Raw genomic sequence first — 7,610 nt, forward strand, 5'->3', positions numbered from 1 at the left:
CTTCGGCAGCTCCTACAGAGATCGGTGTAGGAGCTGCCGAAGGCTGCGATCGTTTGATTGTCAGGCCTGCAGATAACGCAACACCGATTCGCAAATCATCTCGCGATGACGCTGTTTGATGCCTTCATCCGGCAGGTCAATCTGAAAGATCTCGCCAAATGTGTGCCGGTTCGACACGCGATAGAAGCAGAACGAGCTGATCAGCAGATGCACGTCCAGCGCATCCAGCCCCGCACGGAATACACCCTCTTGCGCACCGCGACGCAAAATCTCGCCGAGTGAATCGAGAATGGTGTTGTTCATCGCCTTGATCGCATCGGAGCGCTTCACGAATTCAGCATTGTGGATGTTTTCGATGCTGACGATGCGTACGAAATCGACGTTGCGGTCGTGGTGATCGAAAGTGAATTCGACCAATCGGCGAATCGCCTCGACCGGCGCCAACTCCGCTAGGTGCAGACGGTTTTCGGTGCTGCGGATGTCGCCGTAAAGCTTCTCCAGCACCTCGACGTACAACTGCTCCTTACTGCCGAAGTAGTAATAGATCATGCGTTTAGAGGTATGGATACGCTCAGCGATCGCGTCGACGCGAGCCCCCGACAAACCCTGCTGGACGAACTCGACGATCGCCTCCTGCAGGATGTTCTCGCGGGTCTTTTCCGGGTTGTTCTTGCGACTCTTGCGCGGCTCTACAGCGGAAACTTCAGTAGCTGCGGTAAGTTCTGTATTCATCGTCATTGCGGGCTCACGGCCATCACTGCACAGGCGGCGATTATGGGCCGCGCCGCACAGTGAAGGAAGCCGCGCGAGCCGTGTTTAATCCCGCGTTTACGAATTTCCTACAACTTCGCCTGGCGAACGGCGCCACTGCGTGATTTGGCCATTGCCGCCAAACGCACCGCGACATTGGCCGCGCCGTAACCGGCATAGCCGTTTTTACGCTGGATGATCTCGAAGAAGAAGCGCCCTTCGAACGGCTCGGTGTACACGTGAAACAACTCGCCGCCCTGCGCGTCACGATCATAGAGCACGTTGTAATACGCCAGCTCGCTGAGGAATTCGTCGTCGAAATCAAAGCGTGCAGCGAGATCGTCGTAATAGTTGAGCGGGATATCCAGTAGCGGTACGCCGGCCTCTTTGGCGCGACTGACTTCGGCGAAGATGTCGTCACAATCGAAGGCGATGTGATGCACGCCCGAGCCGCGATAACTCGACAGCGCGTGGGAGATCGCGGTGTTGCGGTTCTCGGAAATGTTCAGCGGCAAACGAATCGAACTGTCGCGACTGCGCAAGGCACGACTCTTCACCAGACCATACGGATCGGGCAGCACCACTTCGTCGTCCGCCTCGAAATCCAGCAGGCTCTTGTAGAACAACACCCAACTGTCGAGGCTGTCGGCCGGCAGTGCCATCGCCATGTGGTCGATACGCTTGAGACCGCCACGGGCCGGTGCGTCCGCCAGCAGATTGAAATCGGTGCCGTAGACATCGGCCAGTTCATCGACCAGATAAATCAGGCTGCCGTCCGGCGCGCGCACCGCCGCCAGTTCCAATTCGTTGGGGCCGACCAGTCCGCGATAGGGCTGACCTTTATAAGCAACGGCGCGGGCCAGCGCACTGGCACTGTCCTTGACCCGCACGGCGGTGGCACACAGTGACGGGCCGTGGGCCTCGAAAAAGCTGTGAGCAAACGAATACGGTTCGGAGTTGAGGATCAGGTTGATATCGCCCTGACGCAGCAGACTAACGCTCTTGGAGCGATGCTGCCCGGCCTTGACGAAGCCGAGACGCTCCAGCCAGTTCGACAGCTTGGCGCCGAGGCTTTCATCGACGGCGAATTCGAGAAACTCGATGCCGTTGTACTCGCTGGCCTTCGGTGTTTCGAAGAGGATTTCGCGATTGGCCACAGGCTGGGTTTCTTGCTCCAGACGCTGGCGAGTCTTCTCTTCCAGATACAGCAGCGAACGCAAACCATCGGCGGCATTGGCCCGTGGCGGCGCGGCGCGGAAGCCGTCGTTGAAGATTTCCAGCGACAGCGGCCCGGTGTAACCGCTCTGAATGATCGGCGCGAGAAAGCCCGGCAAATCGAATTCGCCCTGCCCCGGGAAGCAACGGAAATGCCGGCTCCACTCCAGCACATCCATCTGCAGGATCGGCGCGTCAGCCATTTGCACGAAGAAGATCTTGTCGCCTGGAATATCGGCGATGGCGCGGGGATCGCCCTTCAACGACAGCGTATGAAAGCTGTCGAGCAACACGCCGAGGCTCGGATGATCGGCTTGGCGCACGATATCCCAGACCTGTTGATAAGTATTCACGTGACGGCCCCACGCCAGCGCTTCGTAACCAATGCGCAAGCCACGCGCACCGGCGTGTTCGGCCAACAGACGCAGGTCATCGACTAGAATTTGTTGATCGCCGACGCTGTCGGCCGAGGCGTTGCTGCAGACCAGCACCAGGTCGGTGCCCAGTTCCTGCATCAGGTCGAACTTGCGTTCGGCGCGCTCAAGATTGCGCGCCAGGCGATCACGGCGGCAGCCTTCGAAATCGCGGAACGGCTGAAACAGAGTGATGGCGATGCCGAGATCGGCGCACATCTGTTTAATTTCCCGCGGACTGCCGTCGTAGTACAGGAGGTCGTTTTCGAAAATCTCCACCCCGTCGAACCCGGCGGCGGCGATGGCTTCGAGTTTTTCCGGCAGGGTGCCGCTCAAGGAAACGGTGGCAATGGAACGCTGCATGATTCAACTCCCGGACTGCGCCGTTTGATCTTTATGTAGGAGCTGCCGGAGGCTGCGATGGTTTGATATTGATTGCCGAAACAGCACAATCAAAAGATCGCAGCCCGCGTCAGCTCCTGCATGGGATGGTTTTTATAGTAGGGAAATTATTGGCTGCATCGATCGCGGCAGCAATTTAAAGTGTACTACCCGGTTAGTTTTGCGTGCGATTATCGAACACAATGGCGGTTTGGCGAATTGACGATTTTTCGTCCACTGCCCAACATCGACCGCACATTGAGTCCGGATCTGAACCACCGGTCGCAGCGTGCAAAGAAAAAAAGCACACCAAATAACAAATCCAAAAACGGGTGGAACACATGATTCCTTCACAGACTTCCCGCATGGCTCCGGCCATGAGCACTGCCACGGGTGGCATCGGCGACAAGATCCGCGGCGCCATGGCCGTCGGCAAGACCCGTTGGGGCATGCTGGCGCTGGTGTTTTTCGCCACCACCCTGAACTACATCGACCGCGCCGCCCTCGGCGTCATGCAGCCGATCCTCGCCAAGGAAATGAGCTGGACGGCGATGGATTACGCCAACATCAATTTCTGGTTTCAGGTCGGCTACGCGATCGGTTTCGTCCTGCAAGGTCGACTGATCGACCGGGTCGGCGTCAAACGCGTGTTCTTCTGCGCCGTGCTGCTCTGGAGCCTGGCTACCGGTGCTCACGGTCTGGCGACTTCGGCGGTTGGCTTCATGGTCTGCCGATTCATCCTCGGCCTGACCGAAGCGGCGAACTACCCGGCCTGCGTGAAAACCACGCGCCTGTGGTTCCCGGCCGGCGAGCGCGCAGTCGCCACCGGCATCTTCAACGCCGGCACCAACGTCGGTGCGATGTTCACGCCGATGCTGCTGCCGCTGATCCTCCACGTCTGGGGCTGGCAAGCGGCGTTCCTGTGCATGTCGGCACTGGGCGGGATCTGGCTGCTGTTCTGGGGCTTGAAGTACTTCAACCCGGAAGATCACCCGAGCGTCAAACAGTCCGAACTGGACTACATCCAGAAAGAAGTCGAACCGGAACAGGCCCGCGTACCGTTCTCGAAAATCCTGCGCATGCGCGGCACCTGGGCCTTCGCCCTCGCCTACTCGCTGACCGCGCCGGTGTTCTGGTTCTATCTGTACTGGCTGCCGCCGTTCCTCAATCAGCAATACAACCTGGGCATCAACGTGACCCAGATGGGTATTCCGCTGATCATCATCTATGTGACAGCTGACTTCGGCAGCGTCGGTGGCGGGATTCTGTCTTCGTTCCTGATCGGTCGCGGGATGAACTCGATCAAGGCGCGGCTGCTGTCGATGTTCCTGTTCGCCTGCTGCATCATCGGCGTGGTCATGGCTGCCGGCTCGGCGAATCTGTGGGTTGCAGTGGCAGCGATCTCTCTGGCCATCGGTGCGCACCAGGCCTGGACGGCGAACATTTGGAGCCTGGTGATGGACTACACGCCCAAGCACATGATGAGTACGGTGTTCGGTTTCGGCGGCATGTGCGCAGCGATCGGCGGGATGTTCATGACCCAGATCGTTGGCCATATCCTGACCGTGACCAACAACAACTACACCGTGTTGTTCACCCTGATTCCGGCGATGTACTTCATTGCGCTGACGTGGATGTACTTCATGGCACCGCGCAAGATTCCTACCGTCACCGAGTAATCTGCCTACACCATCCCCTTGTAGGAGCTGCGGCACGCTGCGATCTTTTGATCTTGATGTTGAAGATCAAAAGATCGCAGCCTCGTTTCACTCGTCAGCTCCTACACAGGGGCTTGTGGTTTCTTCAGCGGCGGCTCTGCTGCCACGCTGCCGCCAGTCCGCTGCAACAGATCACCGCAATGCCGATCACCGTCAACAGACTCGGCGTGTGATTGAACAGCAACCAGCCCAACAAACCGGCAAACACAATCTGGCAATAACCGAACGGCGCCAGCAACGCCGGTGCGGCATGCCGGAATGCCTGGGTCAGAAACAGATGCGCGGTCATCCCGCAGCTGCCCAGCGCCAGCATCAGCCCGGCGTGGGTCAGCGTCGGCACCTGCCAGAAGAACGGCACCAGCGCACTCATCACCAGCGTGTTACACAGACCGGCGAAAAAATTGCTGGTGGTCGGGCTGTCGATTTCGGCGAGCTTGCGCGTCAGCAGTTGATAGAAGCAGAAGAACAGCGCCGAGCAGAACGGCAACAGCACCGCCGGAGTGAACAATTCTCCGCCGGGATGGACGATGATCAGCACGCCGATGAAGCCGCAGATCACCGCAATCCATTGGCCACGGGTCACTCGCTCGTTGAGCAGCGGCACCGACAATGCCGTCACCAAAACCGGCGCGAGAAAGTTGACTGCCGTGGCTTCCGCCAACGGGATGTACAACAGCGCCGTGGTGAAAAACAGACTGGTGCCGAGTAGGCAAAGTGCGCGGGTCAACTGCCATAACGGCTTCTTGGTGCGTAGGACGCGCAACCCGGACTGCGGCAGAAAAATCCCCGCCATCAGTAACGTGTGCACCAGGTACCGCGCCCACACCACCATCACGATCGGATAGAAACCGGACAGGTATTTCGACAGCGCGTCGTGGCTGGAGAACAGGAAGGTTGCCACGACAATCAGCAAGATCCCCTTGAAGGGTTGGTTGACACCGGAGAGCGGGGTGCTGACGGTCATTGAATGTCCTTGTGTTGCCATAAAAGATCAAAAGCTTCGCGGACAGGCTCGCCTCCCCCTGTGGGAGCAGGCTTGCCCGCGAAAGGTGCGCAGCACCGATTACAGCCGCGCCAATAATTCCCGGGTTCTATCAATCGCCATCTGCGCCCGCTGCAACCCGCTCACGCCCTGCTCCAGCAATTTCACCGTGGGAATTTCCAGACTCAGTGGAATATTAGCCGGCAACGCTTTCAACAACCCGAGCAAGTCGCAATCGCCTTCGCCGGGAAACCGCCGCTCGTTGCGCGCCTGACGCAAGATCTCGGCCATGTCCGACGGTCTCGGCCCCGCCACGTCACACAATTGCGCATAGCGCAGGCGCGACGGTGCTATGGCCGCCAGATCCTCCAGCCGCGAACCCGAGCGATCAAAGTGAAACGCGTCCACCAGCACCGCCGCATTTTCCCGGTCGGCGTTTTCGACAATGCGTAACGCCTGCTCAAGGTTGCGTGCATCAGTCCAGGGCATGAACTCCAGATGCGGGTGCAAACCGTAGGGCTTAGCCAGATCACACAGCGCCGCGAAGTTATCTGTCAGACGCTGCTCGTCAGGATCGTTACCAGCGACCAGCAATTCAGTCCCGGCGAATTCCGCGCCGACCGTCAGAAGTTTCTCAAAATCGGCGACGACGGTTTGCGGTTTCAGACGGAGGATTTCCACGTCGAGCACGCGGATGCCCGTGTCACGCAAATGCGCCAAGGTCTGCCGACGCAAATCACCATCGGCTACCAACGGAAAGTGATATTCCTCAGGCGTCGCCGGCTCCAGACGCAAGCCGACGTGGCTGTAACCGGCACGCGCAGCGACTTCGACCATTTGCGGCGGCGATAACTCCAGCACAGTCAGGCTGGCCAGGGACAGGATTCGTTCGCTCATGTTCAAGCCTCGATCAGTGCAGGGGCGCAAGCACGGCCAGTAGCGGCGGCTTCGCGGATGGCTTCGATCAGTGCAAGGGTGCGGGCGGCATCCGCGGCACTGACCAGCGGCTCGACCTCACGCCGCGCTACGCGTACGAAATGCTGTAACTGCAAGCGCAAAGCTTCGTCACCGCTGTAGGACTCTTCGACCAGCAACAAGGGTTCATGCCAACCGGCATCGACCTGATCAGCGGCGTAATGCCAACGCTTGAGCTGCGGAATGCTCAACGCGCCGGCAGTCCCGGCGAGCAGATAGCACGGCTGATCAGCCTGGCGCGGATACGCGGGGTTCTCGCCGGAATCGAGCTCCCAACTCCACGGAGCCACGACTGCGTCGGATCCGCTCAAGGTGCCCAACGTACCGCCCTCGAATTGCAGCAATACCGCCGCGCTGTCCTCATTGGCAAAACCACGCACGGCGTTGTCGGTGATCGCTTGTACCGAGCGCACTTCACCGCACAGGTGCCGGAGCAAATCGAGGTCGTGAATCAGGTTGGTCAGCAACATCCCGGCGCCCGGTTCACGGCGCCACGGGATCTCGAAGTAGCTGTCCGGCTTGCGCAACTGGAACAGCGCCGTAACCGTGGTCAGACGCCCGAGCGCCCCGCTCTGCACCAACTCATGGGCACGCGCGATCAGCGGATTATGGCGTCGATGATGGCCGACCAGTACCGGCACGCCCGTACGCTTGACCGCTGCGACCAGCTCAGCGACCTCCTCCAAATGCACGCCGACCGGTTTCTCCAGCAACACCGGCACACCCGCCGCCAGACAATCGAGCGCCGTAGCGACGTGCTGATTATTCGGATTGGCAACGATTACCGCGTCTGGCCTGATGAGTTCGAGCATCTGACGGTGATCGGCGAAATGCCTTACACCCCATTCAGCCGCAAGACTTTGCGCCTGCGGCCCAGGGTCAGCCACTGCGCAGAGCGTCGCTTCGGTGAGGGTTTGCAGGTGCCGAAAATGTTGCTGGCCCATGTTGCCGGCGCCGACTAGGGCGATTCGAAGGGGCGAATTCAAGGGGCGGTCCTTTTGTGATTGTTCTCGGAATAACACTCCGCAAACAATTTAGAACCGAGTTCCAGAATCCAAAACCCGTTGGCTCGAAAATCGTGCGAACACCGCACATTTTTGGACTGAAACAAAAAATCCCCTGTATGAGCTGCCGAAGGCTGCGATCTTTTGATCTTGTCGTTAAAAATCAAAAGAT

The 7,610-nt window shown here is 59.1% G+C and carries 6 protein-coding genes; 1 reads left to right on the forward strand and 5 read right to left on the reverse strand.

What is annotated here, in order from left to right; genetic code table 11:
- Positions 1-60: 60 nt before the first annotated feature.
- Both EJA71_RS06115 and quiC read right to left on the reverse strand, forming a co-directional pair.
- The gene (locus tag EJA71_RS06115) at positions 61-738 is read right to left on the reverse strand and encodes a TetR family transcriptional regulator (RefSeq protein ID WP_158955190.1); all 678 of its coding nucleotides are present in this window, start codon (positions 736-738) and stop codon (positions 61-63) included.
- Positions 739-839: 101 nt separating this feature from the next.
- A complete protein-coding gene (gene quiC, locus EJA71_RS06120) occupies positions 840-2,741 on the reverse strand; it encodes a 3-dehydroshikimate dehydratase QuiC (protein WP_158955192.1) in 1,902 nt (633 codons plus the stop codon).
- Positions 2,742-3,100: 359 nt separating this feature from the next.
- Here quiC and EJA71_RS06125 point away from each other — a divergent pair, with 359 nt between their 5' ends.
- Positions 3,101-4,438, forward strand: a complete 1,338-nt coding sequence (locus EJA71_RS06125) for an MFS transporter (RefSeq protein ID WP_158955194.1) — start codon at positions 3,101-3,103, stop codon at positions 4,436-4,438.
- 124 nt (positions 4,439-4,562) lie between these two features.
- On the opposite strand, the gene EJA71_RS06130 is transcribed toward EJA71_RS06125, so the two are convergent.
- The 3 genes from EJA71_RS06130 to EJA71_RS06140 all read right to left on the reverse strand — a co-directional run bounded on the left by EJA71_RS06130 (position 4,563) and on the right by EJA71_RS06140 (position 7,420).
- Positions 4,563-5,441 (reverse strand): DMT family transporter, encoded by an 879-nt coding sequence (locus EJA71_RS06130; RefSeq protein ID WP_158955196.1) that lies wholly within the window; start codon positions 5,439-5,441, stop codon positions 4,563-4,565.
- A 99-nt stretch (positions 5,442-5,540) separates the two neighbouring features.
- Complete coding sequence (locus EJA71_RS06135; protein WP_158955197.1) at positions 5,541-6,356, reverse strand: sugar phosphate isomerase/epimerase; 816 nt, start codon at positions 6,354-6,356, stop codon at positions 5,541-5,543.
- Between the two features lie 2 nt (positions 6,357-6,358).
- The gene (locus EJA71_RS06140; RefSeq protein ID WP_158955199.1) at positions 6,359-7,420 is read right to left on the reverse strand and encodes a Gfo/Idh/MocA family protein; all 1,062 of its coding nucleotides are present in this window, start codon (positions 7,418-7,420) and stop codon (positions 6,359-6,361) included.
- Positions 7,421-7,610 lie beyond the last annotated feature (190 nt).

It is taken from the genome of Pseudomonas sp. PB106 (assembly GCF_009764645.1).
Classification (GTDB): Bacteria; Pseudomonadota; Gammaproteobacteria; order Pseudomonadales; family Pseudomonadaceae; genus Aquipseudomonas.